This window comes from Bradyrhizobium manausense (genome assembly GCF_001440035.1).
Taxonomy (GTDB): domain Bacteria; phylum Pseudomonadota; class Alphaproteobacteria; order Rhizobiales; family Xanthobacteraceae; genus Bradyrhizobium; species Bradyrhizobium manausense.
Genome location: NZ_LJYG01000090.1, coordinates 79,416 through 96,261 on the forward strand (window position 1 = coordinate 79,416; position 16,846 = coordinate 96,261).

15 protein-coding genes and 1 pseudogene are annotated in these 16,846 nt (G+C 63.4%); 3 read left to right on the forward strand and 13 right to left on the reverse strand.

Annotation, left to right across the window (positions count from 1 at the left end; translation table 11 throughout):
• Window positions 1-2: 2 nt before the first annotated feature.
• From AOQ71_RS21305 to AOQ71_RS21320, 4 genes are read right to left on the reverse strand one after another with little or no spacing between them, the layout of a single operon-like run.
• A complete protein-coding gene (locus tag AOQ71_RS21305; protein WP_057750493.1) occupies window positions 3-551 on the reverse strand; it encodes an MSMEG_0567/Sll0786 family nitrogen starvation N-acetyltransferase in 549 nt (182 codons plus the stop codon).
• Complete coding sequence (locus AOQ71_RS21310) at window positions 548-1,678, reverse strand: MSMEG_0568 family radical SAM protein (protein ID WP_205668248.1); 1,131 nt, start codon at window positions 1,676-1,678, stop codon at window positions 548-550. The genes AOQ71_RS21305 and AOQ71_RS21310 overlap by 4 nt, the downstream gene beginning before the upstream one ends.
• Window positions 1,593-2,660: a Nit6803 family nitrilase gene (locus AOQ71_RS21315; RefSeq protein ID WP_057750497.1), complete on the reverse strand. Its 1,068-nt coding sequence runs from the start codon at window positions 2,658-2,660 to the stop codon at window positions 1,593-1,595. The genes AOQ71_RS21310 and AOQ71_RS21315 overlap by 86 nt, the downstream gene beginning before the upstream one ends.
• Window positions 2,661-2,697: 37 nt before the next feature.
• Entirely contained in the window at window positions 2,698-3,180 is a 483-nt protein-coding gene (locus AOQ71_RS21320) for an MSMEG_0572/Sll0783 family nitrogen starvation response protein (protein WP_057750501.1), read from the reverse strand.
• Window positions 3,181-3,511: 331 nt separating this feature from the next.
• On the opposite strand from AOQ71_RS21320, the gene AOQ71_RS21325 reads away from it, so the two are divergent.
• Window positions 3,512-4,900: an aminotransferase-like domain-containing protein gene (locus tag AOQ71_RS21325; protein WP_057750504.1), complete on the forward strand. Its 1,389-nt coding sequence runs from the start codon at window positions 3,512-3,514 to the stop codon at window positions 4,898-4,900.
• 64 nt (window positions 4,901-4,964) lie between these two features.
• Here AOQ71_RS21325 and AOQ71_RS21330 read toward each other — a convergent pair whose 3' ends face one another.
• From AOQ71_RS21330 to AOQ71_RS21350, 5 genes are all read right to left on the reverse strand, one after another.
• Complete coding sequence (locus AOQ71_RS21330) at window positions 4,965-5,939, reverse strand: alpha/beta hydrolase family protein (RefSeq protein WP_430648640.1); 975 nt, start codon at window positions 5,937-5,939, stop codon at window positions 4,965-4,967.
• A 191-nt stretch (window positions 5,940-6,130) separates the two neighbouring features.
• Window positions 6,131-7,090: an ABC transporter permease gene (locus AOQ71_RS21335; RefSeq protein WP_057750517.1), complete on the reverse strand. Its 960-nt coding sequence runs from the start codon at window positions 7,088-7,090 to the stop codon at window positions 6,131-6,133.
• A complete protein-coding gene (locus AOQ71_RS21340) occupies window positions 7,087-8,196 on the reverse strand; it encodes an ABC transporter permease (protein WP_057750519.1) in 1,110 nt (369 codons plus the stop codon). Before AOQ71_RS21340 ends, AOQ71_RS21335 begins: the two co-directional genes overlap by 4 nt.
• Window positions 8,189-9,736 carry a sugar ABC transporter ATP-binding protein gene (locus AOQ71_RS21345; protein WP_057750522.1) on the reverse strand — a complete coding sequence of 516 codons (1,548 nt, stop codon included), beginning with the start codon at window positions 9,734-9,736 and terminating at the stop codon, window positions 8,189-8,191. The genes AOQ71_RS21340 and AOQ71_RS21345 overlap by 8 nt, the downstream gene beginning before the upstream one ends.
• Window positions 9,737-9,799: 63 nt before the next feature.
• Window positions 9,800-10,930: a sugar ABC transporter substrate-binding protein gene (locus AOQ71_RS21350; protein WP_057750525.1), complete on the reverse strand. Its 1,131-nt coding sequence runs from the start codon at window positions 10,928-10,930 to the stop codon at window positions 9,800-9,802.
• A 494-nt stretch (window positions 10,931-11,424) separates the two neighbouring features.
• On the opposite strand from AOQ71_RS21350, the pseudogene AOQ71_RS21355 reads away from it, so the two are divergent.
• Window positions 11,425-12,689, forward strand: a pseudogene (locus tag AOQ71_RS21355) (ABC transporter substrate-binding protein); the annotation flags it as partial.
• Window positions 12,690-13,168: 479 nt separating this feature from the next.
• Complete coding sequence (locus AOQ71_RS21360) at window positions 13,169-13,348, forward strand: hypothetical protein (protein WP_162268389.1); 180 nt, start codon at window positions 13,169-13,171, stop codon at window positions 13,346-13,348.
• A gap of 14 nt (window positions 13,349-13,362) precedes the next feature.
• On the opposite strand, the gene AOQ71_RS21365 is transcribed toward AOQ71_RS21360, so the two are convergent.
• From AOQ71_RS21365 to AOQ71_RS21380, 4 genes are all read right to left on the reverse strand, one after another.
• Entirely contained in the window at window positions 13,363-14,532 is a 1,170-nt protein-coding gene (locus AOQ71_RS21365; protein ID WP_057750530.1) for a Gfo/Idh/MocA family protein, read from the reverse strand.
• Window positions 14,533-14,576: 44 nt separating this feature from the next.
• Window positions 14,577-14,891: a septal ring lytic transglycosylase RlpA family protein gene (locus AOQ71_RS21370; protein ID WP_057750533.1), complete on the reverse strand. Its 315-nt coding sequence runs from the start codon at window positions 14,889-14,891 to the stop codon at window positions 14,577-14,579.
• Window positions 14,892-14,995: 104 nt separating this feature from the next.
• Window positions 14,996-15,841 carry a CmcJ/NvfI family oxidoreductase gene (locus AOQ71_RS21375; protein ID WP_057750536.1) on the reverse strand — a complete coding sequence of 282 codons (846 nt, stop codon included), beginning with the start codon at window positions 15,839-15,841 and terminating at the stop codon, window positions 14,996-14,998.
• Between the two features lie 335 nt (window positions 15,842-16,176).
• Window positions 16,177-16,602, reverse strand: coding sequence for a hypothetical protein (locus AOQ71_RS21380; RefSeq protein ID WP_057750539.1), 426 nt, complete (start codon window positions 16,600-16,602; stop codon window positions 16,177-16,179).
• Between the last annotated feature and the right edge of the window lie 244 nt (window positions 16,603-16,846).

The following is a 16,846-nucleotide window of genomic DNA, read 5'->3' on the forward strand; positions in this document are numbered from 1 at the left end:
GATCAGGCCGCCAGCTTTGCCAGTGACAGGAAGCCGGTTTCAGGCGTGCGAAACGGCGGGTAGTGATCGAGGTCGGCCTCCATGCGATGGTGCGGCCGGCCATGGAGCTCGAACTCGCCCAGGGAATGCCAATGCATGTGCTGGAACAGCAGCGCGTTCTGGCTTTGCACATTGGCAAGAAAGCGCCGGCAACCGCGCGCATGCGCGGAGGAGACCGCAAGCCGGATCAGGCCGGCACCGACTGCGCTGAGACGCCGGTAGCTCTTCGCAACAGCAAGGCGGGAGCCCCACCACACATCCGCCTCGTGCTCATCGGCGTGAATGCGAACGGTGCCGACGACCTCGTCCTCGGCAACGCCAAGCAGCGACACGGCCACGAGCGGAATGGCTGAAAGGTCGATCGCGTCGCGATCATCGCCCGCAAACACGCCCTGCTCGTCGCAGAACACCTTGCGCCGCAAGACTGCGGCCGCGTTGCGCTCCCAGGCTTCGGTTGCGAACTTCACCTGGAATTCCGGCGCGACGAACGGCTTGAACGGCTCGAACATCATGCGCTTGCTCCGCGTTCGTAAGTGGACAGGGCCGAGCAGGCGCCGCATTTGCCGCAGCCTGCCTTGATGTCGGTGGCGCGCAGACCGCCGGCGCGCAGCATCTCGGCGAGCGGACGCAGGATGTCATGCATGAATGCCGCCGACGGCGTCGGATGACTCTCCAGCGGCGTGCCGGCAATCGGCACGAACGGCACGACGAAGGGATAGACGCCGAGATCGATCAGCCGGCGCGACAGCGCGAGAATATCGGACGGCTCGTCGCCAAGTCCCGCGAGGATGTAAGTCGAGACCTGACCGCGGCCGAACACCGGAACGGCCGCGGCAAACGCGTCCATGTATTGCGCGACCTGGACCTGCGCCTTGCCCGGCATGATCTTTTGCCGCACGGCGGGCCCGATCACCTCCAGATGCATGCCGAGCGCGTCGACGCCGGAACTCTTCATGCGCTCGAACCAGGCAAAATCGTCCGGCGGCTCGCACTGTGCCTGGATCGGCAGGTCGACGGCGGCTTTGACAGCCTCTGCACTCTCGGCAAGGATGCCGGCACCGCGATCGGACGTGTGCGGTGTGCCCGTCGTCATCACCATGTGCCTGACGCCGTCGAGCTCGACGGCGACCTTGGCGACTTCGGCGAGCTGCGCCGGCGTCTTGCGCTCGACCGTGCGTCCGGCCGCGAGCGACTGGCCGATGGCGCAAAACTGGCAGGTCTTGGTGCGGCTCTGGTAGCGAATGCAGGTCTGCAGCACGGTAGTGGCGAGCACGTCGCGCCCGTGCAGCGTCGCGATCTTCCAATAGGGAATGCCGTCTTCGGTGGTGCGGTCGTAAAATTTCGGCCGCAGCGGAAACGAGACGTCGGCCAGCACCACGCCGTCGCGCGAGATGCGGCTGCGCCCGGCCGCGTCCGGGCGCTCGACCAGATAGGGGCTCTCGAAGGCCGGCGCGTTGTGGACCGGGATCATCACGGTGGCGCCGTCGATCGTGAACGGCGTGTGATCCGACGGCCCGGCGCCGCCGCGGCGGCTGGTTCCCCCGGTCTTGGGATCAGCGAGCCGGACCCCGAAGGACTGCAATTCGTTGATCAGCTGCTCGGTCGGCATCGCCATCGGAATCGCCTTGGGCTGCGGCATCTGCGGTCTCATCTGATTGGTCTTTCGGAATGGGTGCGAGGCGGTTGGGGTGAAGTGCGTGCATCGGACGCGCAGGCGCGTCGTTCAGCACCAGCGACAGCAGCTCGGGCCGGGCGTAGTGGCCGACCGAGTCCATCATCCGCTTGCGCTTGGTGATCAAAGCGAGATCGAGATCGGCGACAAGGATGCCCTCGCCGCTGGTCAGCGGCGGCACCAGATGATTGCCCTCAGGAGAGACGATCGCGGTCATGCAGCCGCCGCGCAGGCCCTTGCGCAGGCCCTCCTCCGGCGAGATTTTGGCGATCTGCTCCTCGGTCAGCCAGCCGGTGGCGTTGACGACGAAGCATCCGCTTTCCAGCGCATGATGCCGGATCGTCACCTCGATCTGGTCGGCGAAGACCTGCCCCACCAGCGAGCCCGGAAACTGGGCCGCGTGAATCTCTTCATGCTGGGCCATCAACGCGTAGCGGGCGAGCGGATTGTAGTGCTCCCAGCAGGCCAGCGCGCCGACACGACCGACCGCGGTCTCGACCACCTTCAGGCCGGCGCCATCGCCCTGCCCCCAGATCATGCGCTCGTGAAACGTCGGCGTGATCTTGCGGCGCTTGAGCAGAAGCGCGCCGTTCGCGTCGAACACGAGTTGAGTATTGTAAAGCGAGCCGTGATCGCGCTCGTTGACCCCGAGCACCACCACCATGCCGTGGCGCTTGGCCGCCTGCGCAACGGCATCCGCCACCGGACCAGGCACGACGACGGCGTTGTCATAGAGCTGGATGTGCTCGGCGCCGCTGAGGACCGGCGGACGGACAAAGGAGAAATACGGGTACCATGGAACGAACGTCTCCGGAAAAACGGCGAACTGGACGCCCTTGCCCGCCGCCTCCGCGATGGCCGCCAGGATCCGGTCGACCGTTCCGGTCGGCGTGTCCAGATCCGGCGCGATTTGAATCGCGCCAGCCCTGACCGTGCGTTTCGCTGTCACTGTATCCTCCCTCGTCCGTCGCGTGGGCCGACCGAGGTCAGACGGTCCAGGTGTGGAGCATGAACGCGTCGTCCCTGCGGTGAAGCAGGATGAGGTCGAGCACATCGAGCGGGTTGATCGGCCGGATGCCCGGAATCAGCGACGGCTCGCCATGGCCGTAGAGCGCCTGCAGCGCGAACCGGCAGGCATAGACCTTGCCGCCTTCGTCCATGAATTTCGCGAGCTGGTTGTTGAAGTTCTGCGCGCCGGGGAAGGCCTCGTCGCCGATCTTGGGAAAGCCGCGCTGAATGCCGAGCGTGACACCGGGACCGTAAAGCAGAACCGAGGTCTCAAAGCCCTTCCGCTTCAGGCGCAGCGCCTGGAGAATATTGACGAGGCCGATCGAGCCTTCGAACGCGACGGTGTGGAAGGTGACCAGCGCCTTCTCACCCGACTTTGCTTTGACGTCCTCGAAAACCTTCTCTTCGTAGTCGACAAGAAAGTCGCCCTTCTGACGTGCGGGCATGTTCACTGCTGGCATAGACACCTCCTGTTCACGTCCGGCCCTCCCGGATCGAGATCAGGTTTGCAATCAATGTGCCAAGCAGCGTTCTGCACTACAAATCATCAAACCATACAATATGCATTCACTTATCCATTCAATGTTGAATGGAGACCTGACTGGATTTGGTTATGCTCGCGTGATGATCGAAAAATACTGCCTGAAAAATACTGGGCAGCGCGCTCGATCTATGTGCAACGCGCTCAGCCGGAACGCCTCGCCAAGGCGATCAAAACGCGCAATACAATTGCCTCGACGCTCGCAACAATATACAGTCAATTCTACTGACGTAATTGACCGGAACCGAGCAATGGCCGACTGGCGCCCCGATCTCTCGAACAGCGACAAGCCGCGCTATCTCGCCATCGCCGACGCTATTGCCGACGACATCGCGGCCGGACGGCTGGTGATCGGCGACCGCCTGCCGCCACAGCGGAAACTGGCCAAGCGCCTCGACGTCGATTTCACCACCGTCGCGCGCGGCTATGTCGAGGCGCAGAAGCGCGGGCTGATTGAATCCAAGGTCGGACAGGGAACCTTCGTTCGCGACAAGCCGAGGCCGCGGCGTTCGGCGACAAGCTTTCCGCCCCGCCCCGTCGACCTCTCGATGAACCTGCCGCCCGAGCCCGACGATCCTGAATTGATCGAGCGCATGCAGGCCGGCGCTGAACATGTGCTGCGCGACATCGCATCGCTGCTGCGCTACCAGGGATTTGGCGGCACGCAAGCCGACAAGGACGCCGCCTCGAGCTGGCTCGGCCGCCGCGCGCTGGTGCCGGCACAAAACCGTATTTTCGTCTCGCCGGGCGCCCATCCGGCGCTGCTCGGCATCCTCTCGATCCTCGCAAAGGCAGGCGAGGTGGTGCTGTGCGAGGCCATCACCTATCCCGGGATCCGGTCGATCGCCGCGCAGCTCGGCATCACCCTCGTCGGCCTGCCGATGGATCAGGATGGCGTCGAGCCGCAGGCGCTGACCGATGCCTGCAAGAAGCTGAAGCCGAGGGCGATCTACCTCAATCCGACGCTGCAGAATCCGACGACGCTGACCATTCCGGACTCGCGACGGCGCGAGATCGTCGCGATCGCGCGCCGCTTCAAGCTGCCTGTTATCGAGGACGACGCCTATGGCTTCATTCCCGAGCACGGCCATGGCCACGCGCCCTTCGCCGCGATCGCGCCCGATCTGACCTGGCACGTCGCGGGACTGGCCAAGTGCATCGGAGCGGGCTTGCGCGCCGCCTATGTCGTCGTGCCCGACACGCGCTCGGCCTGGCCGTTCGCCTCGGCGTTGCGGTCAGCGACCGTGATGGCATCTCCCCTGACCGTGGCGATCGCGACGCGCTGGATCGAAGACGGCACCGCGGACACGATGTTGCGGTTCATCCGCGCCGAGACGTCGGCACGGCAGAAGCTCGCCGCCGAGATCCTGCCCAAGGGGTCCTATCGCGGCGATCCCCTCAGCTTCAACCTCTGGGTCGAGCTGCCGACGCCCTGGAGGCGCTCGGCTTTCGTGGAGCATATGCGGCAGACCGGCATCGGCGTGGTCGCAAGCGACGCCTTCGTCGTGGGCGATCCACCGCCCGAGGCCGTGAGGATATGCATCGGCGGCCCGTCAACGCGAACGCAGATCAGGGGCGCGCTCGAATACGCCGCTCACGCGCTGGCCGAAACGCCGGCCCTGGCGTCACCGTTTCTCTGATCGATCAGGAAATGATGAGGCAACTTTGAGCACAAACGATGCTATTCGAGCACGCACTGTCAGGTTAGTTTGAAATGCGATCTGTCTGCATTGGCATCGCACGCAAGGTTTGCAGCATGACATCAGTTGCCACGCCAGTCGCACACATTCCTTCCGCCGCTTGGCCAAAATCGACGAGGCTATGATATGTCGGGCCCCGGGCCTTCATGAGTGGGACGAGCCAGGCGGCATGTCCATGCGACTTCAGCCCGCTGAAATACAGTTGCTGCGTTGAAAACGGGATGTTGGAATCACGCGGATCGGAGATCAGGAATATCCTGCGCGCAGGTTGATCCGGTATCTGATCCAAGGCGTCATAAGGATCGAAAAATCTCTCCGTCTTCAGACGGCTGACCCATCCCCTGGCCTTCAATCGTGCACGGTACGCCGCAGCCGGAGAAGAAAGAACAACGCAATCAAGATCATTGCGCTGAGCAAGGAACTCTGCCGCAAGCGTCCCGCCTCCGCTGTGCCCTCCAAGCACCCAGCGACCGATGCGATAGCGTGACTTCAGGGTATCGATTGCGGAGGCCATCAGCTTCGCCTCGAGTGGCGTGTGCCTGATGTCGTAGTGCTTTCCTGCACTTCCATACGTACCTGGCCTCCCCAGGAAAATGAACGGCACACCGTATCGTTCGAACTGCCCTTGCGACTGTTCGACCATCGCTGCGACGCCGAGCCCTGCTTGGTGGCGTACGCCTTTGGGCCCGCCCATCACGTCACCCGGCATCCAGACTACAGCCAGTGGATTTTGTCCGTCTGCCTTCAATCCTGCAGCGAAGTACCGCAGGCAATATCCGTTGCTCTCGGCACTGACCCAGATAGCGGTTTGACGCGCCTCCATCTCTTTGCAGACCTCTAGCGAAATCTGCGTTCCGTCAATGACTTTAGCTGGATCAAACATCTCATCGTCCGGCCGGGACTGCGCCAAACCTGCCGACGACATCAAGAACGAATTTGCACTCACAATCAGAGACACGAGGATTCCGGCGATTTTCAACGTTGGCACTCCAGCTATGCAACGACGCTTGACTGGCGACGGCGCCTCTAAAGGCGCATGGCGCGATTTGGCAGCCCCAGTTGCATCTGGAAAGTGGCTTGATCAGGACCAGAGCGCGGGTTGGCGGCGATCTACACCGTCGTTCAGCTTGCTCGATCGGGCTCTACGGCTTCGCGCTGCTGATCCTAGCCCTAGCTCGTGACACGCTCACCGCGGCCGTAGACCAGCAGCATGAAGATGATGACGAGGCCGTAGATCACCTGGCGGCCGGCCTCGGGCATGTCCATGATCGAGAGCACGCTGTTGAGCAGCACGATCAGCACGACGCCGATCAGCGTGCCGAGATAGCGGCCGCGGCCGCCCAGGATGTTGGTGCCCCCGATCACCACCGCCGCGATCGACGGCAGCAGATAGGCATCTCCCATACCCTGATAGGCCTTGGTGGAGTAGCCGGCCAGCAGAACACCGGCGAGCGCGGCGGCAAGGCCGCAAAGGACGAAGCAGATCACGGTGACGCGTCGGGTGTCGACGCCGGCGAGATACGCGGCCGCCTCCTTGTTGCCGATGGCGTAGACGTAGCGTCCGAGCGCCGTGCGCTGGAGGATGATCGTGACGATCACAGATACTGCGGCCCAGACGAACAGGGCGTTGGGAATGCCGAGCGTGCGGTCGCCGGCCAGCATCCGCATCAGGTCTGTCGCAGCCGTCTGCGGAGCATAGCCGCCGGTATGCGCGACCATCAGGCCGCGCATGACAGCGTTGACGCCGAGGGTGAAGATCATCGAGGGCACGCGCAAGTAAGCGACCCCGATGCCGTTGATGAGACCGACCACGAGGCCGACGCCGAGCCCGACCGGAATGGCGAGCGGCCCGCCGATCGATGTTGCCATCATCGCGGCCGCGGCGAGCGTCCACGGCACCGACAGGTCGATCTGCGCGATCAGGATCACCATCATCATGCCGGCGGCGACAATGCCGAGGAAGGCGCCGATCTGGAGCTGCTGCAACAAATAGGTCGGCGACAACAGCGGCGCGCTGCCGAAACGGGCAAAGGTATAGACCGTGCCCGCCACCAGGATGACGAGGATGAACAGCGCCGCGATCAGGATCGGGCGGTCGTCGCGGGAGAGTCCGAGGGACGCGGTCGTCATCGAAACAGCTCCAGCGTATTCTTGACACGCAACACGCCGAGCGCGCCGATGCAGACCGCCCCCAGCAGGATCAGGCCCTCGAACAGCGGCTGCAACAGCGGCGCGATGTCGAAGATGCGGAAGAAGAACGAGATGACGCGCAGCACCATGGCGCCGAAGATCGAGCCGATGGCGCTGCCGGTGCCCCCTAACAGCGAGGTGCCGCCAATGACGACGGAGGCGATCGAGTTGAGCGTATAGGCGCCGGCCTGCGGGATGTCGGCATTGCCGGAAGAGGTCTGGATGGCGAGGAACAGGCCGCCGCAGCCGGCAAAGAAGCCGGCGAGCGTGAAGGCCGCGATCTTGGCGCGGTCGATCGGCAGGCCGGACATGTAGGCGGCGCCCTCGGCCGAGCCGACCGCATAGACGGCGCGGCCGAGCACGGAGCGGCGGAACGGCACCCAGACCAGGAGCGCAATCAGGATCAGCAGCACGAACGGCACCGGGATCCAGGCGATCGGCGCAAACCAGGCCGCTGCGCCATCGCCAAAAATATGGACCGTCGCGGCGAAATCGCCGAGCGAGTTGGTCAGCGCCCAGTTGAGATCCTCGTCGATCTTGCCGCCCGGCGTCGGCCGCAGGAACAGCGCGATGCCGATATAAACAGCGCCGGTCGCAAGCGTCGCGATGATCGGCTGGATGCGTCCATAGACGACGATGCAGCCGTTGATGAAGCCGGCCAGCGCGCCGATCGCAAGGCACACGACGATCCCGAGCAGGATGCCGCTCACCCCGCCGGGAAAGGTGCCGAGGCCGAGATGCAGGCCGAAAATGTCGAGATGCAGCGGCGTGCCGCCCGCCCCCGTGAGCAGGTAGCTCGCAAAACACCCCACCATGGTCATGACGGCGCCCACGGAGAGATCCAGCCCCGACGCCAACACCGGCACGGTCTGGGCCATCGCCAGCATGGCGAGCGCAAAGATCTCGTCGCCGTTCTGCACCAGAACCGCCGACGAGAAGCCCTTGGGGTGCGCAAGATTGTAGAGCAGATAGAGGATGGTGAACAACAGGACGGCGGTGACGATGCCGATGTTCTGGCGAACCCGGATGGCGATATCGTCAAGCATGGGTGGCTCCGGCAGCGTCCGGCGTCGCCGCGTCGATATTCAGCGCGCTTGCGATAATGTTGGTCTCGGTGAGCTCGTCACCTTCGAGCTCGCGCACGATGCGCCCGTCATACATGATCGCCACCCGGTCGCAGCAGCCGATGAGTTCGTCATAGTCGGTCGAGTAGAACAGGATGGCGGCGCCCTGGTCGGCGAGCTCGCGCATCAGCCGGTAAAGCTCCTGCTTGGTGCCGACGTCGATGCCGCGCGTGGGATCGTTGAGCAGGATGAGCTTTGGCTCGGTCATCAGCCATTTGGCGAGAACGACCTTCTGCTGGTTGCCGCCGGACAGCGTCGAGACCGCATCGCCCGGCGCGCCGATCTTGATCTGCAGCCGCGCGATGGCGCGCTTGATCATGTCGCTCTCGCGCGCGCGGTCGACCAGAGGGCCGGTCGAGATCGCATCGAGCGAGGCGATCACCAGATTGTCCGCGATCGACATCGGCAGCATCAGGCCCTCGGTCTTGCGATCCTCCGGTACCAGCGCGATGCCGACCGACTTCGCCGCCGCCGGAGACCCCGGCCGCACCTCGCGGCCTTCGACGATGATCTGCCCGGTGACGCCGCGCAGCACGCCGAACAGCGCCAGCAGCAGGGATTTCTGGCCCTGGCCATCGAGCCCGCCGAGCCCGACGATCTCGCCGGCGCCGACGCGGAGCGAGATGCGATCGAGGCGCCGGTCCCAGCTCAAATTCTCGATATCAAGCACCGGCGGCGGCGATCCGCGCGGCGGCTTCGGCGGATATTGGGTCGCGATATCGCGCCCGATCATGAGCTGAACGATATCAGCGGTCGAACGCTTGCCCTTGTCGAAGGTCTCGATATGGCGGCCGTTGCGGAACACGGAGGCGCGGTCGGCCAGCGCCTCGACCTCGTGCATGCGGTGCGAGATGTAGAGAATGGCAACGCCCTCGGCCTTGAGCCGCGCCAGCATGGCGTACACCTTCTCGACGTCGGCGCTGGTGAGGGCCGAGGTGGCCTCATCCAGGATCAGGAGCTGCGGCTTCTTGCCGAGCGCCTTGGCGATCTCCACCACCTGGCGGCGCGACAGCGGCAGGTCGCGCACGCGCATCAGGGGATTGACGTCCTCGCAGCCGATCTCGGCCAGCAGCTGTTCGGCCCGGCGGCGCTGCGCCCGCGCGTCGATCAGGCCGAAGCGGCGCGGCGGCGAGGAGATCGAGATGTTGTCCGCGACCGAGAGGTCGGGCATCAGCGACAGCTCCTGGAAGATGCAGACGACGCCGGCGGCATTGGCGGCGGAGGGCGTCGCAAAGCTGACGTCCTGGCCGGCAAGCCGCATGCTGCCGGAATCGGGCTGCACCACACCCGAGATGATCTTGATCAGCGTCGACTTGCCGGCGCCGTTCTCGCCCAGCACCGCATGGATCTTGCCGCGCTCGCAGGCGAAATCAACGCCTTCGAGCGCGCGCACGCCGGCGTACCGCTTGGAGATTCCGGACAGCGTGAGGAAGGCATGACGGGTCAGAACGGCATCGGACATGGCGGGCTCACGCAGCGGCGGCCCGGCAAAGGCCGGGCCGCAACCGTGACGTCTCCAGCAGGCTCACTGGGTATTCTTTTCGCTCTGCGACATGATCTCCGGCGCCGTGAAGTTGACGCCGCAGGGCGTGAACTGGTTCGGCGCGAAGAAGTTTGCATTCAGCTCCGGCCAGTAGTTCTCGCCGGGCTTGAGGTCCTTGTAGGTCGCGACTGGAATCGGGATCGAGATCAGCTGCGGCATGACATTGCCCTGCAGTGCCGAGATCGCCGCCTTGGTGGCGATCGCGACCAGCGCCGGCGACTGGCCGTAGGACATGCCCTTGAGCCCGTCCTTGGCGTGATCGGCGATCTGCTTGCGGAACTCGTTCTCACCCTCGCCCGACATCGGCACGAAGGGGTGCTTGGCCGCCATCATCGCCTGCACGGTGCCGTCGGAGCCGCCTTGCGTGAACACGCCGTCGAAATGGCCGTGCACCGCGAGCGCATCCGCCGTCACCTTCTGCGAGGTGCCGGTGTCCCAATTGCCGACCACTTCAGTGATCTTGAAGCTGTTGCCCGGCGCTTCCATCACCTCGCGGAAGCCGAGATGGCGGTCGCGGTCGACGGAATTGCCCGGCAGGCCGCGCACCTCGAGAATGTCGCCGCTCTTCTTACCGCTCTCATCGATCAGCCATTTCGCCGACATGCGGCCCATTTCCTTCTGGTCCTCGTTGACCATCATCACCTTGTCGGTGTCGAGGACGTTGTCGAAGGGCACCACGACCACGTTGTTCTTGTCGGCGAGACGGATGATGCGGTCGAAGCCGTCAGGGGCGACCGCGATGGTGACGATGGCGTCAAAGCCCTGATTGATGAAGTCCTCCATCGCGCCGAGTTGCGCTGCAACATCGGTGCCGGTGGAGACGACCTTGAACTCCTTGATGTTCTCCTTGATGCCCGGCTGCGCGGCGAAGGCCTTCGCGGTCTTCACCATCTGGATGCGCCAGGTGTTGCCGACGAAGCCGTTGACGAGGGCGATCTTGTAGGGACCGGGCTTCTTGTCCCACTGGAAGAACTTGGTCTCGGATGACCAGGGCTTGAAACATCCGGGATCGGCGCCCGGACCGGACACAACCTTGGGCCCTGCGAGGGCGCTGACGGAGGACAGCAACAGGCCAACGCAGGCGAGCCCCGTAAAACGAAGCGTCCAAACCATATCTCTTCTCCTGAGCTTTTGTTTCCACCCATAATGCGGCGCAATGGCCAAGCCGGGAATTGGGCTTCCCGTGCAATTTACCGCGCTAGGATGCCACGCAACCTCCGAGGCGCACAAGCCGAATGCCGGTCATGGGCCCTGCCCTGCTGCAACGCGTGAAGCGATGCCATCGCATCTGCGGAAAGCGATATCGCGTCGCGGCGAAGCTGAAAACCCACGCGCGACAGGCGGATGTTCGCCTCCACCCCGATGCAATGCCGAGGAATGATTGCGAACCAAAGCACGGCCCGGCGCAAAAGAATGAGACTCAGGGAAAAATTCCGACGCGATCACGCTCGGCTGCATGCATCCGAATTGCCTAGTGCGGCGCATGTTGACTTTCGGAATCGCCCTCCAAATACTTGCCGGAAAACATAAGACCAGTCGCAAATGACTGATCCGAGGGAGGATAGGATGCCGACTTCACGCAGGCAGCTGCTGAAGGGTACGGCGGNCCGCCACGCTCAGCCTCGATTGGACCCGGGCCCAGGCGCAAGCCGAGACTCTGCGCATCGGCCTGATCTACGATCTCACCGGACCATTCGCCGCGGGCGGCTCGGTCGCCTCCTCGGTCGGCGCGCAGATCGCGATCGATCTCGTCAACGAGAAGGGCGGCATTGGCGGCAAGACCAAGATTGTTCCGGTCGCCGCGGATTCCCAGAGCAAGCCCGACGTGGCGATCAACGAGGCCGAGCGCCTGATCAGCCAGGAGAAGATCGACATCCTCAACGGCGTCTATGCCAGCGCGCATGCCGTGCCGCTCGCAGCCAAGGTCGAACAGCAGAAGAAGATCCTCTGGATCACGACCGCGGTGTCGACCGCCGTGTTCAAGGACAAGAACCTGCAATATGTGTTTCGCGCGCAGATCCATTCGGATCAATACGGCCAGGCGTTTGCCGGCTTCCTCGCCGAACACGCCAAGGGCAAGCTCGGCATAGAGCCCAAGGACGTCAAGGTCGCGCTGATCCATGAGGACGGTCCCTATGGCGTCGGCGTCGCCGCCGCTGACGAAGCCTATGCCAAGGAGGCCGGCATCCAGGTGGTGCTGCGCGAAGGCTATTCGGCCTCGGCACCCGATCTCTCGGTGCTCGTGACCAAGCTGAAGCGCGCCAAGGTCGATGTGATCTCGCATGCCGGCTATAACCCCGACATCACCCTGTTCCTGCGCCAGGCGCGCGAGAGCGGACTTCGGTTCAAGATGCTGTTCGGCGCCGGCGCCGGCTACAGCCAGCTCGACAAGCTGCGCGCAACCTTCGGCGCCGACATCGACAATTTCTGCAACATCGATCCGGTGCCAGCGCAGCTGCTCGATCCGTCGAAGCTGGCGCCTGGCATGGGCGAGCTGATCAAGACCATGGTCACGCGCTACCAGGCCAAGACCAATGCCACTGATGTGCCGCCGCACTGCTCGATGGGTTTTAATCAGACCTGGGTTTTGCTCAACAACGTGCTGCCGGTGGCGAAAGAGAAATACGGCAGCTTCGAGCCGGAAGCCATTCGCAAAGCCGCGCTCGACGTCGACATCCCGCCCGGCGGCACCATCCAAGGCTACGGCGTGAAGTTCTTCCCGCCGGGCACGCCGTTGTCCGGCCAGAACGAACGCTCCACGCCGGTGGTGATGCAGAACGCCGGCGAGCACATTTCCGTGGTGTGGCCGACCAACATCAGGACACAAGACCCGGTGTTTCCGCTGCCGAAGGGATCGACCTACGGGGCGTGAAAGAGGCGACTTGCCCTCCGCGGATCTATCGCAGATGGATGCACGATGCGACGGCATCGGCACTGGGCTCCCTCTCCCGCTTGGCAAGCGGGAGAGGCGGAGCAAGCCCGCGGGTCGTCGTCTATTCCAATGGTGATTGCCCTGCCCGGAGGGGGAAGAAAGCGGCGTCGACAACACGTCGGCGCCGACCGCGTGCAAGCAGGAACACTTACACCCACCGATCATTGTTTGCGCGCTATGGTTGGATTTTGGGCCGCCCGGCAACTCGCGCTGGTTGTGAGACGAAGTCTCCTTGAAACAAAAGCCTTCTAGAGTGTGAACTGGGTGACTGGCGGCGCTCGATTTTCGTACGTACAAACGGGACAGCCAACGGCATTTCAGCTCGGGTTGGCCTCTCAGGCAACCGGCTCGCATTTTCGCAGAAGCCGTGCAGCGGGATCAGATATTTCAGAGCTTGAATTGCAGCGATGGGGGTGACAATGCCCGCCCTATTCGAATTGCTCTACAAGGAATTCTGCCGTGCCCGCCTTGCCGAGATGCGCAAGCAGCTTCTGCTCACCCGCAAGCATCCAGCGCAGTTTCTCCCGGATGACGCTCCTTCCGACCCTGATGGGATGGACGAGCAACACGACGCCGAATTGAAGCGCTCGAGGGAATAGTCGCTTGGCGACAGCTACAGCACCACCCGCCGCCCCTCCTCCGCGGCCCAATAGCCGGCATAGTTGACCTTGATCGTCTCGTAGGCCAGCGCCAGGTCCGACAAAGGCTGTCGTCCCGTGGCGGCGCATTCCATGAAATCCTGGATCTCCTGGAGATAGCCTCGCGTCCATTCCTCCTCAATGCACACATATTGCCAGCCGGTTTTGCGGTCGACTTTCTCGGTGATGTAGACGCTCGCGAGCTTCTCCTCGGAGGTCTGGTAGCTCATCAGATGATTGTTCGGCGTGATGTTGGCGAACAGCGATCCGCCCGACGTGTAGGTCTCGATCAAATTGCGCACGCCGCCCATGATCATGTCACCGGAGAATATCGTGGCCTTGGTGCCGTCGGAGAAGGTCGCGGTCAGCGTGCCCCAATCCTCGACGTCGACGGGCTTGGCCTTGATGTAGGTGCGTTCGTCCGGCCTGAGGACGGCGGTGACATTGCCGATATCGCCGGTGACGCTGACGACATGGATTTTCTCCGCTCGGGTGCGCGCTTCGACCTGCTTGAGATAGAGCACCGCCGAGAGCGGATGGCAGCCCATCCGGATCAGCGAGCCGCCGCCGGTCATCGCCCATTGTGCGGCATGCGCGGCGTGCGAGCCGGAATGGCTCTCCTCGCCCTTCATGAACAGGATCTTGTCTTTGGTGGCCTTGAGGATCTCGGCGGTCTTGGTCACTGCAGGCGCGTAGATCCAATCCTCGGCATACATGAAGAGTTTTCCGGTGCGCTCGATCGCGGCGCGGGTGGCGTCCATCTCCTCGATCAGGCGCTCATACATCAGGGCCTTTGGCACGTGCCTGCCGATCGGCTGCTGGTCGCCATCGCGGCCGAAATAGCCGGCAAACGGCTTTTCGCAGATGACGTGCTTGCCGGCCTGCATGCTGGCGACGATCATCTCGGCATGGAGACTGGGCGGCGTGCAGATGTCGATCACATCGAGCTCGCGGTCCGCGATCAGCTCCGCAAAGCTGCGATAGACGCGCGGGATGTTGTGGCGGCCCGCGAATGCGACGACATGATCGCCGCGCGCGGCGACCGCGGCCACCTCGACATCCACGCCATAGACGCGCCGGAATGCATACATATGCAGCTCCGACACGAAGCCGCAGCCGACGAGTCCCACCCTGATGCGAGCCATAACGCCCCCCTTGCCTCGGGCGGCACTATAGCGCGAAGGCAGAGCTATTCCACCGAGACCCGCACCACGCCTGCACTCATCATGCCGAGCGCACGGGCGGCGGGCACCGAGAGATCGACGATACGGCCGCGGATGAAAGGGCCGCGATCATTGACGCGGCACTGAATCGTCCGTCCGCTATAGGACACTTTCAGCACGCTGCCGAACGGACGCGTTCGGTGCGCGCAAGTCAGCTCGCCGCTCCTCGCGGCTTTTCCGTATCCATAGTATGAGGCAAGTCCGCTTTCGGCGTGGGCGACAGAAAATGCAGAAAGCGAGAAAATCGTCAGGCAATACAATAACGTCGGCTGCGCTCGCACGGCACCGCTCCACGGTTGGCCCTGCCCGGCGCTGCAACGTTGTCCGGTTCCAGATGGTTCCGGGAACTCCGCCGGGCCATGCCCGGCGGGTCCATCACACATTGTTACTGTTTGTGAAAGACGAGGGTGCGCACCTCGATGCTTTCGCGCGGCGAAGCATCCGGTGGCGTGGTCGGATCGACGAAGGCGGTGTGCGGCGCGAAGCGGGTACGGTCGTCAGTTGCGGAATCATAGCATTTGAGCAGCAGCGCCTCGTCCGGTGTCATCTCGGGAAAATAGAACCAGCGATGATCAGGATTGTATTTCACCGAATAGGTTTCACCGCGCCGATTGGGATAGATCAGGTCCGAAGCGACGAGATCTTCTGAAGCCACCGTCGTGCCATCGGCCATGGCGAGCGGTGAATCGCGCAAGGGACCGCGGATCGGCCGCCACAGATTGATCACCTGCACGCGACCCTTGAGCAGCTCCTCCGCCTCGTCAGGCAGATGCTCGCGCACGCGATTGGCGCCGGAGACGACGGTCTGGTCGACATGTACGCGCGTCGCAGGCTGGCGTGGCCCGCCGTCGCGAATGTCGGGAGCACCTTCGACGCGCTTGCGGACGGTATGGTCGAAGATGAAGACACGGTCGGCCTTCAATGTCGCGCGCAGGAAAGCCTCGACGGCAGGATAATAGACGCTGCGGATTTCCTCGTCGTTGTAAAAATCCTTCACTCGATGCGGATGGCGCACCAGCGCAAAGCCTTCGCGATCGAGCGAGAAATTTTCTGCGATCAGCCGCGCATCGAAGACCGGCACCAGATGCGGCTCCGGCAGCGAGGTGCTCTTCGGCTCCCCCGGAGGTGGATCGAAAGCATAGGTGCGCGGCTTGCCTGACACAGGCGCGAGGTAATTGAGTTCAGCGGTGACGAAGGGAAGCGATTCGATTTTTGTTTCTTGCAGGCCCATGGCCGGTCTCCCGATGTGGTCGTCTGGATGATTTTTGACGACGTGGAGCCCGAGGCAAGGGAGGCTGCGCGAATAGCAATGCGGATGTCGTTGCCGGTGTGAAATGCAGAATGAAAGTGTCGAGGAAGCCGATTGAGTTGGAATAGGCTGCGTGGACTTCACAAGCTCGAGAGCTTCGTGAGGCCTCGTCCCGGGACGCGGCGCATCACCATAGGCGCGTTTCCGCGCATCTTCGACGCACGATGTGTGCGCTGCTGAGCCGGGGCCAATCTCGAGCGAGACGCGGTGTTGCAATCATGCGGACGAGCGATCGACGATCTCGTCCGCCTGCGCGCTCACCAATAGCGGCGGTAGTAGTGACGGTAGTACGGCCGGTAGTAGCCGTAGCGATAGCCGTAATACGGACGGTAGGGGCGGTAGTAGCGAGGATAGGCCGGCCCGTAGCCGTAGCCATAATAGGCCGGCGCATAGCCATAGCCGTAAGCCGGATAGCCGTAGCCGTAGCCGTAATACGGTCCCCCGCCATAATAGCCGTAGGGCGCGCCGGCGATGGCGCTGCCGATGAGCGCACCTGCCGCAAAGCCGCCGAGGCCCCAGCCCCAGCCGCCACCACGCCAATGAACCTGGGTGACATCATCGCCGGCCGCGGCCTTCATGGTCGCGACATTGGTCGGCATCGGCGCCGCTGATGCCTGCCCGATTTGGCCGGCCATGACGCCTGCTGTCAACGAGCAGGCGATTGCCATCTTCCAGATACTCATCGTCTTACTCCCTGTCTGACGTTTCGTTTGAAACAGCATCGCATGCCATGATCTTGCATCCTTGCGCGAAGTCAAAGCCTCGAATTTGCGTGCAGCGCACAAGACGGCTCGGCATGCCTGATTTATGACCGCCGGGCGAGGGCGCCGAAGGGCTGCCGCCGCGGCCAAAGCGTTAAGCTTCCCGTGCGTTCGCAACCAACAAGCATCTTCACGATTACCTATTCGTACCGTTACTATCGGTTCC